Here is a 26,136-nt window from a genome sequence, read left to right as displayed (position 1 = left end):
CGCAACCCGGGGTTGCGTGCGGTTTTTTTGTTCGCCGCTCGAACCGGTTCACGTTCACCCGTCAATCCGGCTAACATCACACGCGATCCAGCCAATCAAGGAGTTCCGCATGGTGCGTCCGATGTTTCCGGGCCAGGGTGCAACGCAGGAACGGCCGCGCACGCGCCGCTTCGTGCCGCTGCTCGTCGCGTCGCTGTCGTTTGCCGCCGCCGGTCTCGGCACGGCCGGCAGTGCGCGCGCGGCGATGAATTTCTGCGCGGCGCCCGCGCTGCAGGCGAGCGAGACGACGCAGGCCGAGCCGGGTGTGCAGGCGCTGATCCGCAGCGTCGACGCGCGCATCGGCGAGCAGCCGAAGGCGATGGCGCGCGTGCACACCGAGGGCACGCTGCCGCACGAAGGCATCTACGACCAGAGCGCCGACGCGCTGAAGGACATGGAGCTGATGCGCGACGCCGCGCTCGCGTGGCGCGTGACGAATGCGCCGCGCTACCTGCAGCTCGTCGACCGCTTCCTGTCCGCTTGGGTGTCGACCTACCAGCCGAGCTTCAACCCGATCGACGAGACGCGCTTCGACAGCCTGATCGTCGCGTACGACATGACGGCGAGCGCGCTGCCGGTGAAAACGCGCAACGCGGCGGCGGCGTTCATCGCGAAGCTCGGTGCCGGTTACGTCGCGCAGATCGATGCGCAGAAGCGCCCGCTTACCGGCACCTGGCGCAACAACTGGCAAAGCCACCGGATCAAGCTGATCGCGCTGTCCGCGTTCACGCTCGGCGACCGCAAGATGATGAACGCCGCGCAGCGGCTGTTCGTCGAGCATCTCGCCGACAACATCAGCCCGGACGGCAAGACCTGGGATTTCGAGGAACGCGACGCGCTGCACTACGCGGTGTACGACCTGCAGCCGCTGGTCACGGCCGCGCTCGCCGCGCGCCGCTTCAACCGCAACTGGCTGCGCGAGCGCGGCGCGAACGGCGCGACGCTCGCGGCCGCGCTCGACTGGCTCGTGCCCTATGCGCTCGGCGAGAAAACGCACGAGGAATTCGTGAATTCGCCGGTCCCGTTCGACGCGAAGCGCCGCGAAGCCGGCTTGCCGGGCTACGCGGGGCAGTGGGACCCGAAAAACGCCACTGAACTCTTTCATCTGGCCGCGCGGCTCGACGGGCGGTATGCCCGCGTCGCGCGGCAGCTCTCCCCCATGCCGCCCGCATGGCTCGCCGCGTGCCTGCCATTGCAGGCGCGCTAGCATTATTCTTAAAGCAAGGCAGGTATCAAAATGGCAGTCAGCGTGTTTGACCTCTTCAAGATCGGCATCGGCCCGTCCAGTTCGCATACGGTCGGACCGATGCGCGCGGCGCTGATGTTCGTCCAGGGCCTCGAGCGCGACGGGCTGCTCGACGCGACGGCCCACGTGAAGGTCGAGCTGTACGGCTCGCTCGGCGCAACCGGCAAGGGCCACGGCACCGACCGCGGCGTGATGCTCGGCCTGCTCGGCGACGCGCCCGACACCGTCGATCCCGAAACGATCGACGCGCGGCTCGAGGACGTCCGCAAGTCGAAGCAGCTCGCGCTGCTCGGCACGCATCCGGTGCCGTTCGTGCTGAAGGAGAACATCGCGTTCTACCGGCAGGCGCTGCCCGAGCACCCGAACGGCATGAAGCTGCGCGCGTCCGACGCGAACGGCGCGGTGCTGGTCGAGCGCACCTACCTGTCGGTCGGCGGCGGCTTCGTCGTGACGGCCGGCGCGGCGAACACGAAGGTGCTGAGCGCGGCCGAGCAGATGACGCATCCGTTCCGCACCGGCGCCGAGCTGCTCGCGCTGACCGAGTCGACCGGCAAGTCGATCGCGCAGCTGATGTGGGAAAACGAGCGTGCGTGGCACACCGAGGACGAGACGCGCGACGGGCTGCTGAAGATCTGGGCCGTGATGCAATCGTGCGTGTCGCGCGGCTGCGGGATCGGCAACCCGGACGCCGACGGCAACCTGCCCGGCCCGTTCCAGGTCAAGCGCCGCGCGCCGCAGCTGTATCGCGCGCTGACCGGCCACCCGGAGCGCGCGCTGCAGGATCCGCTGTCGATGGTCGACTGGATCAACCTGTATGCGATCGCGGTCAACGAGGAAAACGCGGCCGGCGGCCGCGTCGTCACCGCGCCGACCAACGGCGCGGCCGGCATCATCCCGGCCGTGCTGCACTACTACACGCGCTTCACGCCGGGCGCGAACGAACAGGGCGTGATCGACTTCCTGCTGACCGCCGCGGCGATCGGCGTTCTATACAAGCTCAACGCTTCGATTTCGGGCGCGGAAGTGGGCTGCCAGGGCGAAGTGGGCGTCGCGTGCTCGATGGCGGCCGGCGCGCTCGCGGCCGTGCTCGGCGGCACGCCGCGCCAGGTCGAGAACGCGGCCGAGATCGGGATGGAGCACAACCTCGGCCTCACCTGCGACCCGGTCGGCGGGATGGTGCAGATTCCGTGCATCGAGCGCAACGCGATGGCGTCGGTGAAGGCCGTCAACGCGGCGCGCATGGCGCTGCGCGGCGACGGCTCGCACTACGTGTCGCTCGACTCGGTGATCAAGACGATGCGCGAGACGGGCGCCGACATGAAGACGAAGTACAAGGAAACGTCGCGCGGCGGGCTGGCGGTGAATATCGTCGAGTGCTGATGCCGGATCCGGCGGTAATGCGGGGCGGATCGATATCCCGCATTACGCCGGACGCAGCAGCGGACATTAATCGTTCAGCCAGTTCTCCAGCCGCAATCCCGGGCAGCTGACAAAATCCCGCTCGTAGTTGGTCACGAGGGCTCGAAACCCAGGCGTGCTCCCCTCGTCACTCAGCGTTCCGACACTTTCACGGCCCCGCCAACGGGCGTAAGCTGTACGTCCCGCTACCCAGGGAGACGGCAGCCCATGTCGCATTCCAAGGATCTCGAGCCGCGCGCCACCACCGGTGCGCGACTGCTCGTCGATGCGTTGCTCGCCAATCACGTCGAACGCGTGTTCTGCGTGCCCGGCGAGAGCTTCCTCGCCGTACTCGATGCGCTGGCGGACGACACCGCGCGCATCCAGACGGTCGTCTGCCGCCACGAGGCGGCGGCCGCGAACATGGCGGAGGCAGTCGGCAAGCTGACCGGTCATCCCGGCATCGCATTCGTCACGCGCGGGCCCGGCGCAACCCATGCGTCGATCGGCGTGCACACCGCGTTCCAGGATTCGACGCCGATGATCCTGTTCGTCGGCCAGTGCGCGCGCGCGCACCTCGACCGCGAAGCCTTCCAGGAAATCGACTATCGCCGGATGTTCGGCCAGATGGCCAAATGGGTCGCGCAGATCGACGACCCGCGCCGCATTCCCGAATACCTGAGCCATGCATTCCACGTCGCGACGTCCGGCCGGCCCGGCCCGGTCGTGCTCGCGCTGCCGGAGGACGTGCTGTCCGAAGCGTGCGCGCCGCAGCCTGTCGTGCCGGCCGCGAAACGCGTCGCGGCGTCGCCGTCGGCCGCGCAGATCGACGAGCTGCGCGAACGGCTCGCGCGCGCCGAGCGGCCGTTCGCGATCGTCGGCGGCAGCGGCTGGACGCCCGACGCATGCGCGAACCTGCGCACCTTCGTCGAGCGCTGGCAACTGCCGGTCGCGTGCGCGTTCCGCTTCCAGGACACCTTCGACAACGCACACCCGAACTATGCGGGCGACGTCGGCCTCGGGATCAATCCCGCGCTCGGCAAGCGGATCCGCGACGCCGACCTGCTGCTGGTGCTCGGCCCGCGTCTCGGCGAGGCGACGACGGGCGGCTACACGCTGCTCGACATCCCGAAGACGCGCCAGACGCTGATCCACGTGCACCAGGGCGCGGACGAGCTCGGCCGTGTGTATGCGGCCGACCTGCCGATCGTGTCGGGGATGCCGGAGATCGCGGCGCCGCTCGCCGCGCTCGAACCGCCGGCGCACCCCGCGTGGGCCGGCACGGCCGCCGACGCGCACCGCGCGTACCGTGAATGGCATGCGCCGCTGCCGATGCCCGGCGACGTCCAGCTCGGCGACGTGATGGTGCAGTTGCGCGAGCGCCTGCCGCACGACGCGATCCTGACCAATGGCGCCGGCAACTACGCGATCTGGCTGCATCGCCACTTCGCGTACCGGCACTTCCGCTCGCAGCTCGCGCCGACCAGCGGCGCGATGGGCTACGGGCTGCCCGCCGCCCTCGCCGCGAAGGCGCTGTATCCGTCGCGCGCCGTCGTCGCGCTCGCCGGCGACGGCTGCTTCATGATGGCCGGCAACGAACTCGCGACCGCGATGCAGTACGGGCTGAACATCGTCGCCATCGTCGTCAACAACGGGCATTTCGGTACGATCCGCATGCATCAGGAGCGCAACTATCCCGGGCGAGTGCACGGCACGGGACTCACGAATCCCGATTTCGCCGCGTATGCGCGCGCGTTCGGCGCGCATGGCGAGACGGTCGAGCGCACCGCCGACTTCGCGCCGGCACTGGAGCGCGCACTGACCTGCGGGCTGCCGGCGCTGATCGAGATCCGCATCCCGCAGGACGCCAGCACACCCGCCGCGACGCTCGAGCAAATCCGCGAGCAAGGTCGCCGCGCGCGCGGCGAATGATCGTGGGAATGTGCGTCGCGCCGGCCGGCCTCGCGTTGTCGCACGACGACGCACTCGTCCACCCCGGCACGCTGCTCGCACCCGACGGGACGCTCGTCGCGCCCTACGACATCGAGCACGGCGGCGATCGCGCGGAGGGCTGCGTGCCGGCCGCGCCGGCGCTCGGCCTGCTGCACGCCGCCCACCGGCCGTTCCGGCTCGACTACGACCGCACGACGGATGTGCACGTGATCAACGGAATGGGCGTCGCACTCGGCGACTCGGTGATCGGGCTGACCGCGCTCGCCGCGCTGCGCGCGATGCATCCCGGCCTGCGCTTCACGCTGTACCGGCCCGCCCGCGCGCCGCGCTACGTCGACGCGCTGTATGCGCTCGCCGCCGACGTCGTCGCGCCGTCGCGTGCGCTGCCGTGCGCCGCCGGCGCACTGCCCGCGCACGCGCCGTGCATCGATCTCGGCAATCACCTGTACTGGCCCGCGTTCGCGCGGCAGCCGATGATCGACTTCTTTGTCGACGCACTGGGCGTGGATCCGGTCACGGTGCCGGCCGCCGCGAAGCGCAATCGCTGGCTCGCGCGGCTGCGGCTGCCCGCGCTGCCGGCCGAATGGCGGCGACCGTACGTGCTGTTCTGCCCGGCGGCGAGCACCGCGGTGCGCAGCGTGCCGCCGGCGCTGCGCGCGGCATTCGTCGAGCGGCTCGCGCAGCGCTACGGGCTGCCGGTGGTCGGGTTCGGCCCCGTCGCGCATCCCGCCTACGTCGACGTGAGCCGCGACGCGGCCGATACCGCGCACTTCATCGCCTGGGTCAAAGGGGCGAGCGTGCTGTTCGCGCCCGATACGGCCGCGCTGCATCTCGCCGACGGCTTCGACGTGCCGACGCTCGGCTGTTTCACGACGATTGGGCCAGCGCTGCGCGCACGCGACTATCCGCACTGCGTACCGGTCGCGCTCGACGTGCCGGCCGGATTGCACGGGCTGCATCGCAGCGAACGGCCGGACGACATCGCGGCGGTCGAAGCCGCTTACCGGGCGATCGACTGGGATGCACTACCGTGGCCGGCGCCACGCGCAGCGGCCGCTGCGACGGAATAGAAGAGCGCAAGTCGCCCGAAAGATCGGATGCGCGGCGGCCTCCACGCGCCGCCGCGCCGCTCACCCGGCCGCCACCATCACGGCACGATCGCGCAGCGTCTCCGACGGCCGCTTGCCGAACAGCCGCCGGTAGTCGGTCGCGAACTGGCTCAGGTGCCAGAAGCCCCACGCCTCCGCGACGTCCTGCACCGAACCGGCCGCCCGCCCGCACAGGTCGCGCCGCGCGCCGTTCAGCCGCAGCGTGCGCAGATAGGTCGCGGGCGCCATGCCGAGCACGTCCTGGAAGCAGTACTGCAGCGTGCGCCGGCTCACATGCAATTGCTCGCACAGCTCGGGCACGCCGACCGGGCGCGTGCGGTGCGCGAGCACGTACTCGCGCGCCTGCTCGACGATCCAGCGCCGTGTCGACGGTGCGCCGCCCGCGCCGTCGTCCGCCGGTTGCGCGCATGCGTCGAACAGCGCGGCCAGGACCTCGGCCTGCAGGTCGTCGCGCTGCGCGTCGGGCAGCGGCCCGCCCACGGCCGCCGCGCCGTCGAGCCGGCGACCGAGCAGCGCGCACAGGCGCGCGAGCCGCGTATCGCCGACCTGGATCACGCGCCGCGTGAACAACCGCTCGTCGAGCGCGCGGCGTTCGACTTCCTCCGCGTAGCGGCGCAGCACGTCGCCGCGCACGACCACGCCGTAGATCGAGAACTGCGCAGGCGTCAGCAATTCGAATTCGACGTTGCCGGGCCGGAACGCGAGCGCACCGGGCCCGATGCGACACGCATCGACGCGCGCGGTGCCGTCGCTGACCAGCGGGATGCCGAACCAGTACGCGTCGCCGCGCACCTCGCACGCCTGGCGCAGCAGGTGGCTGGTCGATTCGCGAAACAGCTTCATCGTGTCGAGCGGCAGCTCGGTCAGCGTGCCGACGAAGCGGCCGGCCGCGAGCTGGTCGTAGGTCTGCCGCCAGCCGATCAGGTTGCGCGCCTGCTCGTCGGCGTCGTGCGCGACGCTGACCACGGCCTGACCGGCCAGCGCGTCGTCACCCTGCGCGCTGCACCGCGTGTCCTCGGCCGTCGGCTCGGCCATCCGCTCCACTCGTTGATCCATCGTGTTCTCCTCACCTGCCCGGGACCGCGTCCATCACGCAAGTCCCGTGCCGAACCGCGCGGTTCGGCGACAAGCCCGTCATTCCACGCCATGCGGCCGATGCGCGCCATGCGGGCGCACCCGGAGGCGGCATGCCACGCACCGCGCGGGTGCGGCATGCGCGCCACCGGCGGCGCGGCGGCGCGCTACGCGCCCGGCCTCAACCGCACGACCCGCGTGCCGCAATTGCCGTACGCCTGCGCGACCGCCAGTTCGACGATCGGACTGCCCGCCCGCCACGGCGCCGCATCCGCTTCCTGCAGGTCGGTCCGCAACGTCGCGCGGCCGTTGATCCGGTAGCGGATGCCGCGCACGAAATCGACGAACAGCAGCCCGACGCCGCTGCCGTCGCACGCGAGCGCATCGATCCGGTTGCCGTCGCCGTGCGTGGGCAGCGCGAAGCGCAGCGTCTTCGTGTCGATCACGCGCACGACCGGCCACTGATCGCCGTTCGCGTCGCGCATGCCCTGCACGATGTCGCAGGTCACACGCGCCGGCCCGTGCGTCGTGCCGACGAACATGAATGGCTGCGATTCGACGAACTGACGCACGCCGATGCTCAGCCGCGTCGTCACGACGTCGCTCATCCGCTCGGCTTCGTCGGCGACGCCGAACCGGTGATGTGCGTCGAGTTCGCCCGCATGAAACACCGGGTGACGCGAATAGGATCCGGGCGCTTCTGCCATGCTGGTTTCCGTCTGGGCCATCGGCGCGCGATGCGGCCGCGAAGGCGCGACGGCCGGTGCGGTTGCCGAGGCTGGCCGACCGCGACGCACAGCCGACGCTGCGTATCGAATCTCGAAACACGAAAACGGCGAAGTGCCGGACGAACGGTCGTCAGCGCATTGCTGCCTCGCCGCGGGAACCGCCCGACGGCCGGACCGCCATCGCCCGGCCGTCGAACCTTCCACGGAAAGCCGGCGCCGGACGCGTGGTCGCCGTCCGGAACCGGCTGCCGTACCGGGCAGCGTTCCGCCGCCGCCCGGCCGGCCCCGGCACTTCGCCCCCTGCTCCGGCGATCAGAAGAACCCGAGCGCCTCGGCCTGGTAGCTGACCAGCAGACACTTCGTCTGCTGATAGTTCGACAACGCCATCTTGTGCGTCTCGCGACCGATGCCCGACTGCTTGTAGCCGCCGAACGCCGCGTGCGCCGGGTACAGGTGGTAGCAGTTGGTCCATACGCGGCCGGCCTCGATCTCGCGGCCCATCCGGTACGCACGCGTGCCGTTGCGCGTCCACACGCCCGCGCCGAGCCCGTAGAACGTGTCGTTCGCGAGTTCGATCGCTTCCTGCTCGTCCTTGAACGTCATCACCGACGCGACCGGCCCGAAGATCTCTTCCTGGAACACGCGCATCTTGTTGTTGCCGAGCAGCATCGTCGGCTTCACGTAGTAGCCCGTGCCGAGGTCGGCCGCCGGTGCCGTGCGCTCGCCGCCCGTCAGGCATTGCGCGCCTTCGCCGCGGCCGATGTCGATGTACGACAGGATCTTGTCGAGCTGCTGCTGCGACGCCTGCGCGCCGATCATCGTCTGCAGGTCGAGCGGGTGCCCGCCCTTGATGCGTTCGACGCGCGCGACGGCCTTCTCGATGAAGCGCTCGTAGATCGATTCCTGGATCAGGATCCGCGACGGGCACGTGCACACTTCGCCCTGGTTCAGCGCGAACATCGCGAGGCCTTCGAGCGCCTTGTCGAGGAACGCGTCGTCCTGGTCGAGCACGTCGGCGAAGAAGATGTTCGGGCTCTTGCCGCCCAGTTCGACCGTCGACGGGATCAGGTTGTCGGCCGCCGTGCGCAGGATGTGCTTGCCGACCGGCGTCGAGCCGGTGAACGCGATCTTCGCGATGCGCTTGCTGGTCGCGAGCGCCTCGCCCGCTTCCTTGCCGAAGCCGTTCACGATGTTGATCGTGCCGGCCGGGAACAGGTCGCCGATCAGTTCCATCAGCACCAGCACCGACGCGGGCGTCTGCTCGGCCGGCTTCATCACCACGCAGCAGCCGGCCGCGAGCGCCGGCGCGAGCTTCCACGCGGCCATCAGCAGCGGGAAGTTCCACGGGATGATCTGGCCGACGACGCCGAGCGGCTCGTGGAAGTGATACGCGACGGTGTTGTCGTCGATCTCGGAAATGCCGCCTTCCTGCGCGCGGATGCAGCCCGCGAAATAGCGGAAGTGATCGATCGCGAGCGGCAGGTCGGCCGCCATCGTCTCGCGCAGCGGCTTGCCGTTGTCGATCGTCTCTGCCACCGCGAGCAGCTTCAGGTTCTTTTCCATCCGGTCGGCGGCGGCGAGCAGCAGGTTCGCGCGCTCGGCGACCGACGTCTTGCCCCACTTGCGGCGCGCGGCGTGCGCGGCATCGAGCGCGACCTCGATGTCGTCGGCGCTCGAGCGCGGCACGCGGCAGAACGGCTTGCCGTTGATCGGCGACACGTTCTCGAAATACTCGCCTTTCACCGGCGCAACCCACTTGCCGCCGATGTAGTTGTCGTACTGCTGACGATACGGATATTCGACGTCGAGGCCCAGTTGTTTCAGGTCAAACGGGTTCATACATGTCTCCTGTTCATCGTGCTTGTGTGAATACAGCGCCGGTTGGATCGCGCTGCACGATTTACGCAACATGCGTGCCACACGGAGCAAAAACGGAACAGGAGCGGTGCGTCCGGCCGCTCGCCGTGGGCGGTGCCGGCGCACGGAACACGAGTGTCCCGTTTCTGAACATCGGGACGGCACAGCGGCACGGCGGGTGTTCGGATTTTTCACAGCGCACCGTTGCATGCGCCGCTGCGCGCCACGCTCGCGGCGTGGCATGTCGCTTGCGTGCGGAACACGGATCCGCACGCATCGGCCACGCGCCGACCGAACCATGAACGACCCGGCCCCCCTCAGCGACGATGCCGTCGCGTTCATCCATGAACAGCCGTTCCTGATCGTCGCGACCGCGAACGCAGCGGGCGACAGCGACTGCTCGTATCGCGGCCGGCAGCCGCGCGCGGACGGTTCGTTCGCCCCGCTCGTCGACCTGCCCGATCGCCGGACGCTCGTGCTGCCCGACTTCGCGGGCAACAACCTGTTCAACACGCTCGGAAACCTGCTCGTGAATCCGGCGATCGCGCTGCTGTTCGTCGATTTCGTCCGGCAGACGACATGGCTCGTGCAGGGGCGCGCGACGATCGACGAGGATGCGGGAAGCCACGCGCATCTGTGGCCGGATGCGCTGCGCTATGTGATCGTTGAAATCGAAAGCGCACAAGCGCGGGCCGATGCGGGGCTGCCGCCGCTCGTGCTGGCGTGATGCGCGGCGCGATGCCGTCGCAGCAGTAAAGCGGGCATGCACGAGCGGGCGCGACGCCGCGGCCGCTTGTGCCGCGTGATACGCCGGGCGGGTCGTCGATACAGGCGGTACAGCCGATACAAGCGCACTCCAACGTCATTGCCGATAGACGCATGCCCGGCAATTCAACGCTCAACGATCATCCACGCGCGGGGCCGATCGTCAGTACGCGGATACGCGTGATCGCAGGATAGGCGGGCGCTGTCTGCGATTTCCGATCCACCGCTCACCGCACGTCTGCCTGCGCACACGCCGGCTCGTTCCGGCGCCGCGCCGGCGCTTCGCCATGCAGCGGCGCGCCGTCATCGCCGCACCCTTCCGCAACCGCCGGCCGCGCACCGAGAAACGCGAACACCACGCCCGCGCACAGCACCGTGACAACCGCAAGCCCGATCAGCAGCCGATCGAACGCGTGCGTATAGCTCGCGAGCAGCGCCGCACGCTCGACGCCCGGCAACACCGCCGCCGCGCCGCCGAGGTCACCCGTCGCGAGCCGCGCGGCTGCCCGCAGCGTCGTATCGGACGTTCCCGCCGCCTGCCGCAAATCGGCGTGAACGAGCGTCGCCAGCACCGCGCCGACGATCGCGAGCGCGATCCCCTCGCCCGCCACGCGCGTCGTGCTGAAGATCCCGGTCGCCATCCCCGCGCGCTCCTTCGGCACGACGCTGACCGACAGCCCGTCCATCAGCCCCCACGGCATGCCGGCCCCGATGCCGATCGCGAGCATCGGCGCGATCGCCGCCGGCCCCGCCCCGCCGCGCAGCGCGATACCCAGCCACACGAGACCCGCCGCCGCGAGCAAGAGCCCGAGCCCCGAGATCACGCCGGCCGACAGCCAGCGCGTGAGCGTCGCCGCGACGAGCGGCACGACGAGCATCGGCGCGGAGATCGCGAGCATCAGCCAGCCCGCGTCGATTTCGCTGAAGCCGTCGATGCCGATGAAGCGCAGCGGCAGCACGACGAGCAGCACGATATAACAGCAGCAGGTCGACACCGGCAGCACCTGCACGCCGACGAAGCGCGGAATCCGGAACAGCGACAGGTCGAGCATCGGCCTCGCGACGCGCGTCTCGATCGCGACGAATGCGCATGCGCCGAGCGCTGCGCCCGCCAGCAGCGCGACGACGAGCGGATGCGTCCAGCCGCGCGCGGGCGCCTCGATCACGCCGAACGTGAACAGCGTGAGCGCGGCGGTGAACGCAGCCGTGCCGGGCCAGTCGAGCCCCGTCGCGTGCGGATCGCGCGACTCGTGCATGCGCGGCAGCCCGAACCCGAGCGACAACGCGCCGGCCGCCGCGCCCGTGACGAAGATCGCGCGCCAGCCGCCGTGCGCGATCAGGCCGCCGGCGAGCACGGGCCCGAATGCGAGCCCGATCCCGAAGGTCGTGCCGAGCAGGCTGAACGCACGCGTGCGCGCCGCGCCGTCGAACTCCTGCGCGAGCGCGGCCGTGCCGCCCGCGAGCGCCGCGGCGGCCGCAAGCCCCTGCGCGGCGCGCAGCAGGTCGACCGCGAGCATCGACGGCGCGAACGCGAGCGCGACCGACATCAGCGTGAACCCGCCGACGCCGATCGCGAACACGCGCTTGCGGCCGAACTGGTCGGCCAGCGCGCCCGCCGCCATCAGGAAACTGCCGAACGCGAGCATGAACGCATTGGTGATCCAGTTCATCGCGACCGGCCCGCCATGCAGGTCGCGGCCGATCGCGGGCGTCGCGACCGCACCGCCCGAAAACGACAGCGGCAGCGCGACGGCGGCCATGCAGACGGCAGCCAGCACCCACGCGCGCCGGCGTGCCGACGTGGCTGAATCGGCTGAAAACGGGTGATCCATCATCGCTCCTCGAAAAGCCGGCGCGGATGCGCCTCACGAGCGATCAAAGATAATTCCGATTCAATCGACGAAAAACCACACGCTGCTCCGGATATAACGGACTAAAATTCCGTAATTCTCCGCGTCACACCCGCTCGCCCATCTACGCCGATGGAAAACCTGAACGGCATCGCCGCCTTCGTCCGCACCGCCGAAGCGCTCAGCTTCGTCGCGGCCGGCCGCGCACTCGGCATCTCGGCCTCCGCCGTCGGCAAGACGATCGCGCGGCTCGAGCAGTCGCTCGGCGTGCGCCTGTTCAACCGCACGACGCGGCGCGTCACGCTGACCGACGAAGGGCGCCATTTCTACGAACGCTGCCAGCGGATCCTCGAGGATCTTCGCGATGCGGAAGCGACCGTGACGGCCTCCGCGCAGCGCCCGCGCGGCAAGCTGCGCGTGAGCCTGCCGGTAATCGGTTACCGGTTCCTGCTGCCCGTGCTGCCCGAATTCAGACAGCGCTATCCGGATGTGGAACTCGACCTGGATTTCAACGACCGGATGGTCGATGTCGTCGAAGGCGGCTTCGACGCGGTGATCCGCAGCGGCCCGCTGTCGGATTCGAGCCTGATGTCGCGGCGGCTCGGCCCGTTCGCGTTCGTGCTGTGCGCGACGCCCGCGTATCTCGCGCAAGCCGGTACGCCGCGGGCGCCGCACGATCTCGAAGCGCACGATTGCGTGCGCTACTGCTTCCCGACCACCGGCAAGCTGCAGGACTGGGCGCTCGCCGCCGATGACGGCACGCCGCTGAAACTGCGCACCGCGATGACCTGCAACAACATGGAAGCGCTGCGCGGCGCGGTGATGGCGGGGCTCGGCATCGGCTACATGCCCGACTTCCTCGCGCGCGACGCGCTGGACACGGGCGCGCTCGTCACCGTGCTCGACGACTACCGGATCGCGCCGGGGCAGTTCTCGATCGTGTGGCCGTCGAGCCGGCAGTTGTCGCCGAAGCTGCGCGTGTTCGTCGACTTCCTGTGCGAGCGATTGTTCAAGTAGACGGACGGCGCAAGTAGACGGATGGCGCGCACCACCGCACGCTCACCCCGCCCCGTCACGCCGCGCCGATCCTCTCCGCTTCCGCCTGCGGCAACAGCGCGTCGCTGTCGTCCTTCAACCCGACGCCCGTGAGCCCGAGCCGGCGCGCGTGCGTCATCAGGTAATGCAGCTTGTGCGCGGCGGCGGCATGCGGTAACCCTTCTGGCCGCACGTTCGAGATGCAGTTGCGCAGCGCGTCGTGGCAGCCGACCTTCGGCGCCCAGGTCAGGTACACGCCGAGGCTGTCCGGCGAGCTGAGTCCCGGCCGCTCGCCGATCAGCATCGCGACGACCTGTGCGCGCAGCAGTTCACCGATCTCGTCGCCGAGCGCGACGCGCGCCTGCGTCGCGACCACCACCGGGCCGATCCGCCAGCCGTCCGCGGCGAGCCGCGGGCACACGGCCTGCAGCAGCGGCAGCGCCTGCTTCGCGGCCGCGAACGCCGACAGCCCGTCGCCGACCACGAACACGACGTCCGGCGCGTCGTCGAGCGCCGCGCCGTAGCCGGCCAGCAGCCCGCGGCTGTCATCCGACAGCTTGCGACCGAGATCGGGCCGACGCAGATAGTGGTCGCGGTCCGGCGCGGCGCTCTGCACGCCCAGTGTCGGCAGCAGGCCAGCCGCCTCGATCTCGCGGCGCAGCGCATCCGCGTCGAGAGGCTGGTGCACCGCGTCGCGCGCCTGCGCATGCGACAGGTTGAAGGCCAGCAGCGGCGCGGTCGGCAGGCTGTTGCCCGCGCGGCCGAGCGCGATCCGCGCGTTCGTGAACGACTTCAGCTGCGCCCACGGGTTCTTTTCGACGGCGTCGCTCATGCAGAAATCCCCATCCAGTCGTTCGCGCCCGCGAGCAGCGGCACGCGTGACGTCGCGGCGCGCAGCGCGCCGTGCGCGTCGGCGATCTCCATCGTCTCCAGCCATTCCTCGAACTCGGGCGCGCGACGCAGGCCGAGCACCTCGCGCACGTAGAGCTGGTCGTGAAACGACGTGCTCTGGTAGTTCAGCATCACGTCGTCCGCGCCCGGAATCCCCATGATGAAGTTGATGCCGGCCGCACCCAGCAGCGTCAGCAGCGTGTCCATGTCGTCCTGGTCGGCTTCCGCGTGATTCGTGTAGCAGATGTCGCAGCCCATCGGCACGCCGAGCAGCTTGCCGCAGAAGTGATCCTCGAGCCCCGCGCGGATGATCTGCTTGCCGTCGTACAGGTATTCGGGCCCGATGAAGCCGACCACCGTGTTCACGAGGAACGGATCGAACTTGCGCGCGACCGCATACGCGCGCACCTCGCAGGTCTGCTGGTCGACGCCGAAGTGCGCGTTCGCCGACAGCGCGCTGCCCTGGCCCGTCTCGAAGTACATCAGGTTGTTGCCGACAGTGCCGCGCTTGAGCGACAACGCGGCCTCGTGCGCCTCGCCGAGCAGCGCGAGCGAGATCCCGAAGCTCGCGTTCGCCTTCTCGGTGCCCGCGATCGACTGGAACACCAGGTCGACCGGCGCGCCTTTCTCGATCGCGGCGATCGTGTTCGTCACGTGCGTGAGCACACACGACTGCGTCGGCACGCCGTAGCGCTCGCGGAACCCGTCGATCATCGCGAGCAGCTTCACGATCGCCGCGAGGCTGTCGGTCGCCGGGTTGATGCCGATCATCGCGTCGCCGCAGCCGTACATCAGCCCGTCGAGCATCGACGCGGCGATGCCCTTGACGTCGTCAGTCGGGTGGTTCGGCTGCAGCCGCACCGACATCCGGCCGGGCAGCCCGACCGTGTTGCGAAAGCGCGTGACGACGCGGCGCTTCCTCGCCGCCGCGATCAGGTCCTGGTTGCGCATCAGCTTCGACACGGCCGCGACCATCTCGGGCGTGAGGCCCGGCGCGATCCGCTCGAGCGCGGCGCCGTCGGCCGCGGGCGACAGCAGCCAGTTGCGGAAGTCGCCGACGGTGAGGTGCGAGATTTCCGCGAACGCGACCGCGTCGTGATCATCGAGGATCAGACGCGTGACCTCGTCGTGTTCGTACGGAATCAGCGCCTCGTTCAGGAACGCCTTCAGCGGCACGCCCGCGAGCGCGATCTTCGCGGCGACGCGCTCCTCCTCGCTCGCGGCCGCGACGCCGGCGAGCTGGTCGCCGGAGCGCAGCGGGCTCGCCTTCGCGAGCAGCGTCTTCAGGTCCGCGAAGCGGTACGTGCGCGGGCCGATCGTCTCCGTGTAGGACATCGTTCGAATCTCCTTGCCTGTCCTTGCCAGTCCTTGCCGAACGCCGACGGCGCGCCCGTTCGACGGGGCGCGCCGGATGCCGTCACGAACGGCCGTTCGGGTTCGCCATCCTCATTCCTCGAGCAGCACGTCGGCCGGCGCGCTCGCGCGCTGCGAACGGGTCGCGAGGAAGTACGCGTAGCCGAGCGCGAGGAACGCGACGAACACCATGGCCACCAGCCCGTTGAAAACCACCATCGTCGCGAGGCAAATCAGGGCCGCAACGATCGCGAACGCCGGGAAGAACGGGTACAGCGGCGCGCGGAACGGTCGCGCCATGTTCGGCTGCGAACGGCGCAGCTTGAACAGCGCCGCCATGCTTACGATATACATCACGATCGCGCCGAACACCGACATCGTCACGATGTTCGCGGTGAGCGTCTGGCCGCCGAACTGGATCAGCTCGTCGCTGTAGATCGCCGCGATGCCGACCACGCCGCCCGCGAGAATCGCCCGATGCGGCGTCTTGAAGCGCGGATGCACCTTCCCGAGCCACTCCGGCAGGTAGCCTTCGCGGGCCAGCGCGAAGATCTGGCGCGAATAGCCGAGGATGATCCCGTGGAACGACGCGACGAGCCCGAACAGCCCGAGCCACACGAGCATGTGCATCCAGCCGCTGTTCGCCCCGACGATGTACTTCATCGCCTGCGGCAGCGGATCGTTGATGTTCGCGAGCTTGGTCCAGTCGCCCGCGCCGCCGGCGAACACCATCACGCCGATCGCGAGCGTGACGAGCGTCAGGATGCCGGCCACGTACGCGATCGGGATCGAGCGCTTCGGGTTCTTCGCTTCCTCGGCGGCCATCGCGACGCCTTCGATCGCGAGGAAGAACCAGATCGCGAACGGGATCGCCGCGAACATGCCGTGGAATGCGCCGACGCTGAAGTGATCGGCGCCCGACCAGCCGCCCTTCATGAAGTTGCTCCACGCGAAGCCCGGCGACACGACACCCATGAACACCAGCAGCTCGAAGATCGCGAACAGCGTGACGACCAGCTCGAACGTCGCGGCGATCTGCACGCCGACGATGTTCAGCGCCATGAACACGAGATACGCGCCCATCGCCGCGTGTTTCGGTTCGAGCCCCGGAAACTGCACGTGCAGGTACGCGCCGATCGCGAGCGCGATCGCGGGCGGCGCGAACACGAACTCGACGAGCGTCGCCGCGCCGGCGAGATAGCCGCCCGCCGGGCCGAACGCGCGGCGCGCATACGCGAACGGGCCGCCCGCGTGCGGGATCGACGTCGTCAGTTCGGTGAAGCTGAAGATGAAGGTGGTGTACATCGCCGCGACGAACAGCGCCGTGACGACGAAACCCAGCGTGCCGGCACTCGCCCAGCCGTAGCTCCAGCCGAAGTATTCGCCGGAAATCACGAGGCCGACCGCGATGCCCCACAGTTGCCAGGTCCCGAGCGTCTGCTGCAGCGCGGGCTGGCCGGACGACTTGGCGCCGGCGGCGGGCCGGCCATTCGACTCTGCTTTCATGCGATTCTCCTGAAAGGCGCCGGCCTGCCGGCCCGCGCGACTGAGAATCGATGCTAGAGAGTCATTAAACGACGTGTTATCGAAATTCGGCAAAGATGACGGCCGACGTTTCGCCGATGGCAACGGCGGCCGCGCTCCGCGGTCGTCAGGCACGCGCCGGCCGGCCGCACGAAGCGTGCCGGACGGCCGACGCCGACTGACCTTACTGGCCGCCGCCGCGCTGGTTGAACCAGCGGTCGAGCAGCTTGCCGGCTGCTTCGCGGCCGCCGAGGCCGAACGACAGCGCGACCGCCACCGCGATCGCGCCGAGCACGAGGCCGAACGCGAGCTGCACGATCTCGTTGGCGATGCCCATCGCGCGCAGCCCCATCGCGAACACCAGGCCGAGGATCGCGAACTGTGCGATCCGAGCGAACAGCACGCTGTGCTCGCGATCGGCCTGCTCGATCACGCGGCGCGCGAGGCCCGCGAGCCACACGCCGATCACGAGGATCACGCCGCCCATCAGCACATGGCCGCCGAATTCGATGAACAGCGTGACGACGTCGCGCACCTGCGAGAAGCCGAGCCGGTTCGCGGCCTCGACCGCCGCGAACAGCATCGCGAAGAACACGATCAGCCGCGCGACCAGCACCGACGGCTGCAGGATCCCCGAAAACACGCGCTCGACGCCGAGCACGGCCGGCAGCCCGTCGGCGCCGGCGGCTTCCAGCAGCTTCTGCGCGAGCGACGCGACGAAGCGCGCGAAATAGAACGTGACGAGCACGATCACGATCGCCGCGACGATGTCCGGCACCGCGCCGAGGAACTGGTTCAGCATGTTGGTGGCCGGAATCGAGATCGCGTCGATCTTCAGCGCGTCGAGCGCGGAGATCAGCGTCGGCACGAACACGAACACGTAGACGATGGTGCCGATCAGGCTCGACACGCGCACCGGCGTCGGGCTGTCGAGATTCTGCGTGAGACGGTCGGCGCCGGCGGCGACGAGCAGGTTCGTCACGAGGCCGCGCAGCACGCGCGCGACGATCCAGCCGACGAAGCCGATCACCGCGGCCGCGAACAGGTTCGGCACGATCGCGAGCAGCTTGTCGACCATCCCCTGCACCGGCGACAGCAGGCCCGACAGCGCGAACGACGCGAGGATCGCCGGCAGGAACATCAGGATCACGAGCCAGAACAGCACGTCGCCCAGATAGCCGCTCATCGGCTGCATGCCCGCGCTTTCGGACAGCTTGTCGTCGACCTTGCTCGCCTTCAGCGCGCGGTTGGCGAGGCTGCGCAGCAGCGATGCGATCAGCCACGCGATCAGCGTCAGCGCCGCGCCGCCGATCAGGTTCGGCAGGTAGTTGACGATGTGCGTGACGAGCAGCGAGAACGGATTGGACACCGCGTACAGGTTGAGCACGTTGAAGATGCCCACCGCGGTGACCAGCAGCACGAGCCAGAACAGCCCGCCGGCGATGATCCGCTCGACATACGCGCCCTGGCCGGTGCTTTCGTTGATCCGCTGATCGACCTTCAGCGCGCCGAGCAGCCGGAGCGCGCCGGCCCGCACCGCCACGGCGATCAGCCAGCCGATCACCAGGATGCCGATCGCGCCGGCGATCTTCGGCAGGTATCCGCCTAGCGTGGTCTGCAGCGACGTGATGAAGCTGGAAGCATCCATTTCTTCTTCTCCCGAAAAACGTGGCGTTGCGATTGAACATCGACGAACTACCTGCGTACTTCGAAAACCGTGCGTTGCCGCCCCAAGCAACTTACCCGAGAAAAATGACGCGATCACCCGATTTCACCGTCTTTAACTTTAGACAGTTATCGGCGGGGACGAGACCCAATTTCGTCGAAATAAAAAAGGGGCGGATTTATCGGCCCTACGCATCTCCGCAAGATTTATCAATCGGCGGCGTGCTACCGTGACGTCGATTCCTGCCTGGGGACGCACGCATGACCGTCGACACGAAAGCCGAAACGCCCGCGTGGGTCCGCTATGCGACACGCGTCGCGCGCGTTCACGACTACATCCGCACGCATCTGGACGACACGCTCGACCTGAACCGGCTCGCCGACATCGCGTCTTTGTCGCCGTATCACTGGCAGCGCGTCTATCGTGCGCTGTACGGCGAATCGATCGTGCTGACGGTGCGGCGGATGCGGATCGTGCGCGCGTCCGAGGATCTCGTCTGCACGGCGCTGCCGCTCGACGCGATCGCGCGGCGCGCCGGCTACGGCTCGACGCATGCGTTCGCTCGCGCATTTCGGGATGCTTACGGCGTGCCGCCCGCGCAGCACCGTCGCGCCGGGGTCCACCGGCCGATCTATCCGTTACAGCGAGGAGAGGGAGACATGTTCAAGCATGAAGTCGAGATCCGGCGGCAGCCGGAGCTGCGCGGCTATGCGGTTGCGCACACGGGTGCTTACCTGAAGGTCGGCGACGCGTTCGGGCAGATCGGCGCGTGGGTCGGGCAGCATGGGCTGATCGGCCCCGGCGCGAGGATGATCGGGATCTTCTACGACGATCCGGATACCACGCCGGAAGCGCAACTGCACGCGAAGGCGTGCTTCGTGCCGGCCGACGGCGCGCCCGACGTCGAGCCGACGCCGCCGGTCGAGCGCATGACGATCGCTGGTGGCGAGTACGCGGTGCTGCTGCATACGGGACCGTATGCGGACCTGAAGACGGCCTACCAGTGGCTGTATGGTGACTGGCTGCGTCACTCCGGCCGCGAAGCCGCGGACGCGCCGCCGTTCGAACTGTATCTGAACACGCCGATGGATGCGGCGCCGGCCGACCTGCGCACCGAGATTCACTTGCCGCTGCGTTGAGCGTTGAGCGTTGAGCGTCGGGCGTCGAGCGTCGAGCCGGGCTCCGGCTCTCTGGCTCTCGGGGACTCGGTGCGAACCGGCACGCCGTGCCAGGCGACGCCCGTTGCAGGCGCCATGCCGTCCTTGAAGATCGGCCGTCACGCCGGCAATACGGCCGGCGATCGAGCCTTACCCGGCCTGCATTCCGCAGCCCGGACAGAAGCGCGCGTCGGCGGCCAGCGCAGCGTGGCAGCGACCGCACGCCTTGCCGCACTGCGATATCCCGCACTGCGCGCAGAATCGCGCATCCGCCGCATTGATGGCGCCGCAACCCGCGCAGGCGAGCTGGCGCAGCGGTACGTTGCTGCCCGGGCCGCCCCGCGCATCGGCCGACGGCTGCCAGCCCCAGCCGTGCCGGTCGCGGCCGCGCGCATCGTGGCCGCCGTGGCCGCCATGGCCCGCTCCGCCGTGATGCCCGCCGCTACCGTGGCCACTTCCGTGCCCACCGCCGTGCCCGCCCAGGATCCGTTTCAGAAAGCGCATCGCCCGCTCCTCAGCGCTTCGCCGTCGCGCCGTCGAACACACCCGTCTTCGACAGCAGCCGCAACCCGTTACCGACGACGATCAGGCTGGCGCCCGCGTCGGCGAACACGGCCATCCACATCGTGCCGAGCCCCGCGACCGTGAGGCCGAGGAACACGATCTTCACCCCGAGCGCGAAGCCGATGTTCTGCACCAGCACGCGGTGCGTCGCGCGCGACAGCCGCACGAACGCGGGGATCTTGCGCAGGTCGTCGTCCATCAGCGCGACGTCGGCCGTCTCGATCGCCGTGTCGGTGCCCATCGCGCCCATCGCGAAACCGATGTCGGCGCGCGCGAGCGCCGGTGCGTCGTTGATCCCGTCGCCGACCATCCCGACCGCGCCCGCGCCGCCGGCCGACAGCTCCTCGACCGCCACGAGCTTGTCCTCGGGCAACTGGTTGCCGCGCGCATCGTCGATGCCGGCCTGCCGCGCGATCGCGTGCGCGGTGTGCGGGTTGTCGCCGGTCAGCATCGCGGTGCGGATGCCGAGCGCGTGCAGGTCGGCGATCGCCGCGCGGCTGGTGTCCTTGATCGTGTCGGCCACCGCGAAGATGCCGAGCACGCGCGTGTCGTCGACCAGCATCACGACGCTCTTGCCCTGCCGCTCGAGCGCGTCGAGCTTCGCCTCCAGCGCCGGCGAGCAGCGTTCGAGCTCCTCGACGAGCCGGTGGTTGCCGAGCCAGTAGCGTGCGCCGTCGATCGTGCCGCGCACGCCGCGCCCGACGAGTGCTTCGAAGTCCTCTACATTTGCGAACGCTGCCGCCTGCGCGTCGCGCGCCGCCGCGGCGATCGCCTGCGACACCGGGTGATCGGAGCGCGCCGCGAGGCTCGCGCCGAGGTGACGCACGCGCGCCGCGTCGACGTCCGTCGCATGCAGGTCGAAATCGGTCTGCACCGGCTTGCCGTGCGTGATCGTGCCGGTCTTGTCGAGCGCGAGCCACGCGAGCTTGCGGCCCTCTTCCAGATACACGCCGCCCTTCACGAGAATCCCGCGCCGTGCCGCGGCCGCGAGCCCCGACACGATCGTCACCGGCGTCGAGATCACCAGCGCGCACGGGCACGCGATCACGAGCAGCACCAGCGCGCGATAGATCCAGTCGTGCCACGCGCCGCCCGTGACGAGCGGCGGCGCCACCGCGACCAGCAACGCGACCGCGAACACGATCGGCGTATAGACGCGTGCGAACTGGTCGACGAACCGCTGCGTCGGCGCCTTCGCGCCCTGCGCTTCCTCGACCGCGTGAATGATCCGCGCGAGCGTCGAGTTGGCCGCGACCGCCGTCACGCGATAGTCGAACGAACCCGCTTCGTTGATCGTGCCCGCGTAGACCGCGTCGCCGGCCGTCTTGTCGACCGGCAGGCTCTCGCCGGTGATCGGCGCCTGGTTCACCGTCGAGCGGCCCGCGACGACTTCGCCGTCCAGCCCGATCCGCTCGCCCGGCTTCACGCGCACGATCGCGCCGAGCGTGACCTGTGCGGCCTCGATCGTGCGCCACGTGCCGTCGGCGGCCTGCACGGTCGCGGTGTCCGGCGCGAGCTGCATCAGACCCTGGATCGCGTTGCGCGCACGGTCGAGCGACTTCGCCTCGATCAGCTCGGCGATCGTGAACAGCACCATTACCATCGCGGCTTCCGGCCACTGGCCGATCGCCATCGCGCCCGTCACCGCGATGCTCATCAGCGCGTTGATGTTCAGGTTGCCGTTGCGAATCGCGATCCAGCCCTTCTTGTACGTGGTCAGCCCGCACGCGAGCACCGCCGCGAGCGCCAGCACCGCCGACAGCCACACCGGCAGGCCGGCCCAGCTCACTGCCTCGGATGCGATCGCGGCGACGCCGGCCAGCGCGAGCGGCCACCACGGCTTCGCGGGCGGCGGCGCGACCGGCGTTGTCGGCGCGTCGGCCGACGCGGCCTCCGGCGTCATCCCGAGCGTGCGGATCGCGCTTTCGATCGCCGGCTGAGCGCCCGGCACGTGGTCGACGGTCAGCATCCGCTGCATCAGGTTGAATTCGAGCGCCGACACCTGCTGCATCCCGCCGAGCTTCTTGCGGATCAGCGTTTCCTCGGTCGGACAGTCCATCTGCATGATCCGGAACGCGGAGCGCACGTGACCCGACGCGGTTGCCCGCGCGACCGGCAGCGGCGCGAGCGTCAGCGCGGCCGGCGCGCAGCAGGCGCCGGCCTCGTGGTCATGGTCGTGGTCGTGGTCGTGACCCGCATGGTCATGCGCCGCGTGGTCGTGGGAGCACGCCGCACCATGGCCATGCCCGTCGCCGTGCACGTGGCCGGCGTGGTCACCATGGTCGTGATCATGTCCCGTGCCGTGTGCGGACGCGTGATCGTGGTCATGGTCATGCTCGTGACCACATCCACGCGACTGCGCGCCGTGCGCTGCATCGCCGTGCGCGTGCTCGCCGGCCACCGGCGCCGCGTCGGCAATGGTCGCCGCCTGCGTGGCGCGCGAATCGGCGCAGCACGCATCGGCGCCGCCGGCGTGACGGTGTCGTGGGTCGGGGGTACGCTGGGCGTCGGTCATGACAACCTCCTCTATGGCTTGACGGTGTAGAGTTAACACCCTGAAGCCACTACAAGGTCAACCCTTACAACGGAGAAAGCATGAAGATCGGCGAACTGGCCAAGGCGGCCCGCTGCACGCCCGAAACGATCCGCTTCTACGAGAAGGAGGGCCTGATGCCGGATGCGGAGCGCACCGATTCGAACTACCGCAACTACACCGACGTGCACGTCGAACGGCTGCGCTTCATCCGCAACTGCCGTGCGCTCGACATGGCGCACGACGAAATCCGCGCGCTGCTGCAGCTCACCGACACGCCGGCCGACCCGTGCGATTCGATCAACGCACTGCTCGACGAACACATCGGCCACGTCGACGCGCGCCTCGCTGAACTGACGCATCTGCGCAACCAGCTCACCGAATTGCGCCGCCAGTGTGTCGGCGAACATTCGGTCGAGAACTGCGGAATCGTGCACGGTCTCGCGACGATGGAAACCGTCGCACCGGCCGCGAAGCGCTCGCACCTCGGCTGAAACCCTTGTGGAATATGATGGTCTAGTCGATACTAGTTATATTCTAACTAGACATATTCCAACTATTCATGGCAACAAGCCGCCCGTCTCCGCTCGCGCTCGCGGTCCTCGCGACACTCACCGAAACGCCGATGCATCCGTACGGGATGCTGCAACAACTGAAGGCGCGCGGCTACGACGAAGTCGTCAACGTGCGGCAGCGCACGAGCCTCTACCAGACGATCGACCGGCTGGCGCGCGACGGGCTGATCGCCGTGCACGACACCGAGCGTGACGGTGCGTTTCCCGAGCGCACGCTGTACACGCTGACCGAGACCGGACATACGGCCGGCCAGGCGTGGCTGCATGCGCTGCTCGCCGAGCCCGCGCGCGAATTTCCGGCGTTCGGCGCCGGCCTCGCGTTCCTGCCGCTGCTCGACGCCGACGATGCGCGCCAGCAGCTCGAGCGCCGCATCGCCGCGCTCGAAGCCGAACGCGAACGTCTCGAGTCGCTGCGCAACGCCGCGCAGAACGACCAGGTGCCGCGCCTGTTCCTGCTGCAGAACGAGCACGCGCTCGTGCTGCTCAACGCGGAACTCGACTGGGCGCGCAGCGTCGTCGAACACCTGAAGATCGGCGCGCTGCGCTGGGTCGACGGCTGACGCGCGTCACCATCGGCACGCGCCGCTCAAAGCACCTTGCCGGGATTGAGCAGGCCGGCGGGATCGAGCGCAGCCTTCAGGCGCCGCATCACGCGGATTTCGGCTTCGCTGCGCGTGTGGGCGAGATAGGGGCGCTTGAGCATGCCGATGCCGTGCTCCGCCGACACCGAGCCGCCCATGTCCCGGACGACCGCGTAGACGCAGCGATCGATCGCGTCGGCGTCCGCGTCGCGCATGCCGTCGAGCGATACGCCGATATGCACGTTGCCGTCGCCGACGTGGCCGAAGAACAGGCACACGATGTCGGGCCAGACTGCGCGCAATGCGGCTTTGCAGCGCTCGGCGAACAGGCCGAGTTCGCCCGTCGGCAGGCTCACGTCGAAATTCACCAGATGCGGCAGCGCATCGATTGCGAGGCCTTCGCGCAATGTCCACAAGTCGCGCGCCTGCCGCTCGGACGTTGCAAGCGCCGCATCGTCGACGAGCCGCGCGTCGATCGCATCCGCGAGGCCGTTTTCCAGCGCCTCGCGCGCATCGCCGCCCGGCGCGCTCGTCGCGCACTCGATCAGCACCGCGAAGCCGCCGTCGCCCGCGAACGGCGCGACGACGCCGGGCGTATGGCGCGCCACGTAGTCGTAGAAGGCCGGCCACATCGCTTCGAAACTGATGATCTCGGGCAGTGCGCGCAGGCGGTTCCATAATCCGACGACGGCGTCGAAGCCGTGCACGCGACAGAGCGCGGTGGCCGGTGCGGCCAGCTTCGGATGCAGCCGCAGCACGGCGCGCGTGACGACGCCGAGCGTGCCTTCGCTGCCGATGAACAGCTGCTTCAGGTCGTAGCCCGCGTTGTTCTTCAGCATCCGGTTCATCGACGACACGACGGTGCCGTCGGCGAGCACGGCTTCGAGTCCGAGCACCTGCTCGCGCATCATGCCGTAGCGGATCGCGCGCGTGCCGCCCGCGTTGGTCGCGAGCATGCCGCCGATCTGGCAAGAACCGCGTGCGCCGAGATCGACACCGAACGTGAAGCCCGCCGCGTCCGCGGCCTCCTGCACCGTCTGCAGCGGCGTCCCGGCGCGCACCGTCATCGTGCCCGCGGCCGCGTCGATTGACTCGACGCCGGCGAAACGCTCCATCGACAGCACGATCTCGCCGCCCAGCGCGACCGCGCCGCGCGCGAGCCCGGTGAGGCCACCCTGCGGCACGACCGGCTGCCCGAGCCGCGTGCACAGCGCGAGCGTGCGCGACACGTCGTCGACGCTGCGCGGCCGCACCAGCGCGCGCGGCCGCACGCCGGCCGGCTCGTTGTACGCGGTGAAATAGCGCGGATCGATCTCGGCCGCCCGCGTGACCAGCGTGTCGCCCAGGCCGGCGACGAGCGCCGCCTCGAGCGCGTCGTCCGCCGGCGCCGCCGCACCGTGGCCGCCGCTCGCGGCGGCCGTATCCAGGCTCTGCATCGTGCGCGTCCGCTTACTTGGTGGAGATGTCGATATCGCCGAAGTACTTCTGGCCGAGCGACTTCACGGTGCCGTCCGCCTTGAGCTTGTCGATCGCCGCATCGAGTTTCCCCTTCAGTGCGTCGTCGCCCTTGCGCAGGCCGAACGCGATCCCGCTGCCGAGAATCCTGTCGTCGCGCACCGGCTGACCGACGAACGCGAAGCCCTTGCCGTCCGGGCGCGACAGGAAGCCGCGCTGGCCCGCCGGCGCGAGCACCAGCGTCGCGTCGAGGCGGCCCGCCACGAGATCCGCATACACCTGGTTCTGGTCCTGGTACGCGACGACCGACACACCGGCCGGCTCCCAGTGCGCCTTCGCGTAGGTCTCCTGGATCGACGCCTGCAGCACACCGACGCGCTTGCCCTTCAGCGATTCCGGCGTCGGCAGCAGGCCGCTGCCGGTGCGCGCGATCAGTTGCGTCGGCACCCGGTAGATGATCGTCGTGAAGTCGATCGCCTGGCGCCGCTGCTCGGTTGCGTTCATCGCCGAGTTGATCGCGTCGAACTTGCGGCCCTGCAGTGCCGGAATCAAGCCGTCGAACGACGTCTCGACCCACTTGCACGACAGCTTCGCGGTCTGGCAGACGGCGTTGCCGACGTCGATATCGAAGCCCTGGAGGTCGCCGTTGGGCGCCTTCGACTCGAACGGCGGGTATTGCGCCTCGAGGCCGAAACGCAGCGTCTGCCCGTCGGCGAACGCCGCGCCGGAGCCGAGTGCGCACGCGAATGCGAACGCGAGTTTCAGGGTGTGTGCATGCTTCAT

General features: G+C 69.3%; 22 protein-coding genes. 10 read left to right on the top strand and 12 right to left on the bottom strand.

Annotation, left to right across the window (positions count from 1 at the left end):
* Positions 1-109 precede the first annotated feature (109 nt).
* The 4 genes from DIE06_RS19665 (at position 110) to DIE06_RS19645 (ending at position 5,706) form a co-directional block, all read left to right on the top strand.
* A complete protein-coding gene (locus tag DIE06_RS19665; protein ID WP_124662784.1) occupies positions 110-1,246 on the top strand; it encodes an alginate lyase family protein in 1,137 nt (378 codons plus the stop codon).
* Positions 1,247-1,276: 30 nt separating this feature from the next.
* Positions 1,277-2,665 carry an L-serine ammonia-lyase gene (locus tag DIE06_RS19660; RefSeq protein WP_124662783.1) on the top strand — a complete coding sequence of 463 codons (1,389 nt, stop codon included), beginning with the start codon at positions 1,277-1,279 and terminating at the stop codon, positions 2,663-2,665.
* A 246-nt stretch (positions 2,666-2,911) separates the two neighbouring features.
* Positions 2,912-4,615, top strand: coding sequence for a thiamine pyrophosphate-binding protein (locus tag DIE06_RS19650; RefSeq protein ID WP_124662782.1), 1,704 nt, complete (start codon positions 2,912-2,914; stop codon positions 4,613-4,615).
* Positions 4,612-5,706: an ADP-heptose--LPS heptosyltransferase gene (locus DIE06_RS19645; RefSeq protein WP_124662781.1), complete on the top strand. Its 1,095-nt coding sequence runs from the start codon at positions 4,612-4,614 to the stop codon at positions 5,704-5,706. The genes DIE06_RS19650 and DIE06_RS19645 overlap by 4 nt, the downstream gene beginning before the upstream one ends.
* Positions 5,707-5,766: 60 nt before the next feature.
* On the opposite strand, the gene DIE06_RS19640 is transcribed toward DIE06_RS19645, so the two are convergent.
* The 3 genes from DIE06_RS19640 to DIE06_RS19630 form a co-directional block, all read right to left on the bottom strand.
* A complete protein-coding gene (locus DIE06_RS19640) occupies positions 5,767-6,801 on the bottom strand; it encodes a helix-turn-helix domain-containing protein (RefSeq protein ID WP_124662780.1) in 1,035 nt (344 codons plus the stop codon).
* A 185-nt stretch (positions 6,802-6,986) separates the two neighbouring features.
* On the bottom strand, positions 6,987-7,526 hold the full coding sequence (locus DIE06_RS19635; RefSeq protein ID WP_124662779.1) for a pyridoxamine 5'-phosphate oxidase family protein: 540 nt from the start codon (positions 7,524-7,526) through the stop codon (positions 6,987-6,989).
* A 333-nt stretch (positions 7,527-7,859) separates the two neighbouring features.
* Positions 7,860-9,386: an aldehyde dehydrogenase family protein gene (locus DIE06_RS19630; protein WP_124662778.1), complete on the bottom strand. Its 1,527-nt coding sequence runs from the start codon at positions 9,384-9,386 to the stop codon at positions 7,860-7,862.
* 316 nt (positions 9,387-9,702) lie between these two features.
* Here DIE06_RS19630 and DIE06_RS19625 point away from each other — a divergent pair, with 316 nt between their 5' ends.
* Positions 9,703-10,131: a pyridoxamine 5'-phosphate oxidase family protein gene (locus tag DIE06_RS19625; RefSeq protein WP_124662777.1), complete on the top strand. Its 429-nt coding sequence runs from the start codon at positions 9,703-9,705 to the stop codon at positions 10,129-10,131.
* 265 nt (positions 10,132-10,396) lie between these two features.
* Here the strand turns inward: DIE06_RS19625 and DIE06_RS19620 are convergent, their stop codons facing one another.
* Positions 10,397-12,001: an MFS transporter gene (locus DIE06_RS19620; RefSeq protein ID WP_124662776.1), complete on the bottom strand. Its 1,605-nt coding sequence runs from the start codon at positions 11,999-12,001 to the stop codon at positions 10,397-10,399.
* Positions 12,002-12,151: 150 nt separating this feature from the next.
* On the opposite strand from DIE06_RS19620, the gene DIE06_RS19615 reads away from it, so the two are divergent.
* Positions 12,152-13,036, top strand: a complete 885-nt coding sequence (locus DIE06_RS19615; protein ID WP_124662775.1) for a LysR family transcriptional regulator — start codon at positions 12,152-12,154, stop codon at positions 13,034-13,036.
* Positions 13,037-13,091: 55 nt separating this feature from the next.
* On the opposite strand, the gene eutC is transcribed toward DIE06_RS19615, so the two are convergent.
* From eutC to DIE06_RS19595, 4 genes are all read right to left on the bottom strand, one after another.
* Positions 13,092-13,886: an ethanolamine ammonia-lyase subunit EutC gene (gene eutC / locus DIE06_RS19610; protein WP_124617007.1), complete on the bottom strand. Its 795-nt coding sequence runs from the start codon at positions 13,884-13,886 to the stop codon at positions 13,092-13,094.
* Positions 13,883-15,280 carry an ethanolamine ammonia-lyase subunit EutB gene (locus DIE06_RS19605; protein ID WP_124662774.1) on the bottom strand — a complete coding sequence of 466 codons (1,398 nt, stop codon included), beginning with the start codon at positions 15,278-15,280 and terminating at the stop codon, positions 13,883-13,885. Before DIE06_RS19605 ends, eutC begins: the two co-directional genes overlap by 4 nt.
* A 111-nt stretch (positions 15,281-15,391) precedes the next feature.
* A complete protein-coding gene (eat, locus tag DIE06_RS19600; protein WP_124662773.1) occupies positions 15,392-16,804 on the bottom strand; it encodes an ethanolamine permease in 1,413 nt (470 codons plus the stop codon).
* 202 nt (positions 16,805-17,006) lie between these two features.
* Positions 17,007-18,470 (bottom strand): mechanosensitive ion channel, encoded by a 1,464-nt coding sequence (locus DIE06_RS19595; protein WP_124662772.1) that lies wholly within the window; start codon positions 18,468-18,470, stop codon positions 17,007-17,009.
* Between the two features lie 278 nt (positions 18,471-18,748).
* Here DIE06_RS19595 and DIE06_RS19590 point away from each other — a divergent pair, with 278 nt between their 5' ends.
* Positions 18,749-19,627 (top strand): GyrI-like domain-containing protein, encoded by an 879-nt coding sequence (locus tag DIE06_RS19590; protein ID WP_124662771.1) that lies wholly within the window; start codon positions 18,749-18,751, stop codon positions 19,625-19,627.
* A 168-nt stretch (positions 19,628-19,795) separates the two neighbouring features.
* Here DIE06_RS19590 and DIE06_RS19585 read toward each other — a convergent pair whose 3' ends face one another.
* Together DIE06_RS19585 and DIE06_RS19580 are read right to left on the bottom strand one after the other, a co-directional pair.
* Positions 19,796-20,149 (bottom strand): zinc ribbon domain-containing protein, encoded by a 354-nt coding sequence (locus DIE06_RS19585; RefSeq protein ID WP_124662770.1) that lies wholly within the window; start codon positions 20,147-20,149, stop codon positions 19,796-19,798.
* Between the two features lie 10 nt (positions 20,150-20,159).
* On the bottom strand, positions 20,160-22,268 hold the full coding sequence (locus DIE06_RS19580; RefSeq protein ID WP_260433657.1) for a heavy metal translocating P-type ATPase: 2,109 nt from the start codon (positions 22,266-22,268) through the stop codon (positions 20,160-20,162).
* Between the two features lie 27 nt (positions 22,269-22,295).
* Here DIE06_RS19580 and DIE06_RS39045 point away from each other — a divergent pair, with 27 nt between their 5' ends.
* From DIE06_RS39045 to DIE06_RS19570, 3 genes are all read left to right on the top strand, one after another.
* Positions 22,296-22,754: a hypothetical protein gene (locus DIE06_RS39045; protein ID WP_260433656.1), complete on the top strand. Its 459-nt coding sequence runs from the start codon at positions 22,296-22,298 to the stop codon at positions 22,752-22,754.
* Positions 22,755-22,804: 50 nt separating this feature from the next.
* Positions 22,805-23,236: a Cd(II)/Pb(II)-responsive transcriptional regulator gene (gene cadR, locus DIE06_RS19575; RefSeq protein WP_124662768.1), complete on the top strand. Its 432-nt coding sequence runs from the start codon at positions 22,805-22,807 to the stop codon at positions 23,234-23,236.
* A gap of 68 nt (positions 23,237-23,304) precedes the next feature.
* A complete protein-coding gene (locus DIE06_RS19570; RefSeq protein ID WP_124662767.1) occupies positions 23,305-23,877 on the top strand; it encodes a PadR family transcriptional regulator in 573 nt (190 codons plus the stop codon).
* Between the two features lie 26 nt (positions 23,878-23,903).
* On the opposite strand, the gene DIE06_RS19565 is transcribed toward DIE06_RS19570, so the two are convergent.
* Positions 23,904-25,334, bottom strand: a complete 1,431-nt coding sequence (locus DIE06_RS19565; protein ID WP_124662766.1) for an FAD-binding oxidoreductase — start codon at positions 25,332-25,334, stop codon at positions 23,904-23,906.
* A gap of 13 nt (positions 25,335-25,347) precedes the next feature.
* Complete coding sequence (locus DIE06_RS19560) at positions 25,348-26,136, bottom strand: ABC transporter substrate-binding protein (protein WP_124662765.1); 789 nt, start codon at positions 26,134-26,136, stop codon at positions 25,348-25,350.

The organism is Burkholderia sp. Bp8998, from assembly GCF_003854235.1.
Lineage (GTDB): Bacteria > Pseudomonadota > Gammaproteobacteria > Burkholderiales > Burkholderiaceae > Burkholderia.
The sequence above is the reverse complement of the archived record's forward strand: the minus strand, read 5'-3'. Positions and strand labels throughout refer to the sequence as shown.

Coding starts and splice junctions, on each gene's coding strand:
- DIE06_RS19580 (WP_260433657.1), bottom strand. CDS start 22,268: ATGGACTGTCCGACCGAGGAAACGCTGATCCGCAAGAAGCTCGGCGGG.
- DIE06_RS19560 (WP_124662765.1), bottom strand. CDS start 26,136: ATGAAGCATGCACACACCCTGAAACTCGCGTTCGCATTCGCGTGCGCA.
- DIE06_RS19565 (WP_124662766.1), bottom strand. CDS start 25,334: ATGCAGAGCCTGGATACGGCCGCCGCGAGCGGCGGCCACGGTGCGGCG.
- DIE06_RS19650 (WP_124662782.1), top strand. CDS start 2,912: ATGTCGCATTCCAAGGATCTCGAGCCGCGCGCCACCACCGGTGCGCGA.
- cadR (WP_124662768.1), top strand. CDS start 22,805: ATGAAGATCGGCGAACTGGCCAAGGCGGCCCGCTGCACGCCCGAAACG.
- DIE06_RS19595 (WP_124662772.1), bottom strand. CDS start 18,470: ATGGATGCTTCCAGCTTCATCACGTCGCTGCAGACCACGCTAGGCGGA.
- DIE06_RS19665 (WP_124662784.1), top strand. CDS start 110: ATGGTGCGTCCGATGTTTCCGGGCCAGGGTGCAACGCAGGAACGGCCG.
- DIE06_RS19615 (WP_124662775.1), top strand. CDS start 12,152: ATGGAAAACCTGAACGGCATCGCCGCCTTCGTCCGCACCGCCGAAGCG.
- DIE06_RS19570 (WP_124662767.1), top strand. CDS start 23,305: ATGGCAACAAGCCGCCCGTCTCCGCTCGCGCTCGCGGTCCTCGCGACA.
- eat (WP_124662773.1), bottom strand. CDS start 16,804: ATGAAAGCAGAGTCGAATGGCCGGCCCGCCGCCGGCGCCAAGTCGTCC.
- DIE06_RS19620 (WP_124662776.1), bottom strand. CDS start 12,001: ATGGATCACCCGTTTTCAGCCGATTCAGCCACGTCGGCACGCCGGCGC.
- DIE06_RS19640 (WP_124662780.1), bottom strand. CDS start 6,801: ATGGATCAACGAGTGGAGCGGATGGCCGAGCCGACGGCCGAGGACACG.
- DIE06_RS19585 (WP_124662770.1), bottom strand. CDS start 20,149: ATGCGCTTTCTGAAACGGATCCTGGGCGGGCACGGCGGTGGGCACGGA.
- DIE06_RS19630 (WP_124662778.1), bottom strand. CDS start 9,386: ATGAACCCGTTTGACCTGAAACAACTGGGCCTCGACGTCGAATATCCG.
- DIE06_RS19590 (WP_124662771.1), top strand. CDS start 18,749: ATGACCGTCGACACGAAAGCCGAAACGCCCGCGTGGGTCCGCTATGCG.
- eutC (WP_124617007.1), bottom strand. CDS start 13,886: ATGAGCGACGCCGTCGAAAAGAACCCGTGGGCGCAGCTGAAGTCGTTC.
- DIE06_RS19635 (WP_124662779.1), bottom strand. CDS start 7,526: ATGGCAGAAGCGCCCGGATCCTATTCGCGTCACCCGGTGTTTCATGCG.
- DIE06_RS19660 (WP_124662783.1), top strand. CDS start 1,277: ATGGCAGTCAGCGTGTTTGACCTCTTCAAGATCGGCATCGGCCCGTCC.
- DIE06_RS19625 (WP_124662777.1), top strand. CDS start 9,703: ATGAACGACCCGGCCCCCCTCAGCGACGATGCCGTCGCGTTCATCCAT.
- DIE06_RS19645 (WP_124662781.1), top strand. CDS start 4,612: ATGATCGTGGGAATGTGCGTCGCGCCGGCCGGCCTCGCGTTGTCGCAC.
- DIE06_RS19605 (WP_124662774.1), bottom strand. CDS start 15,280: ATGTCCTACACGGAGACGATCGGCCCGCGCACGTACCGCTTCGCGGAC.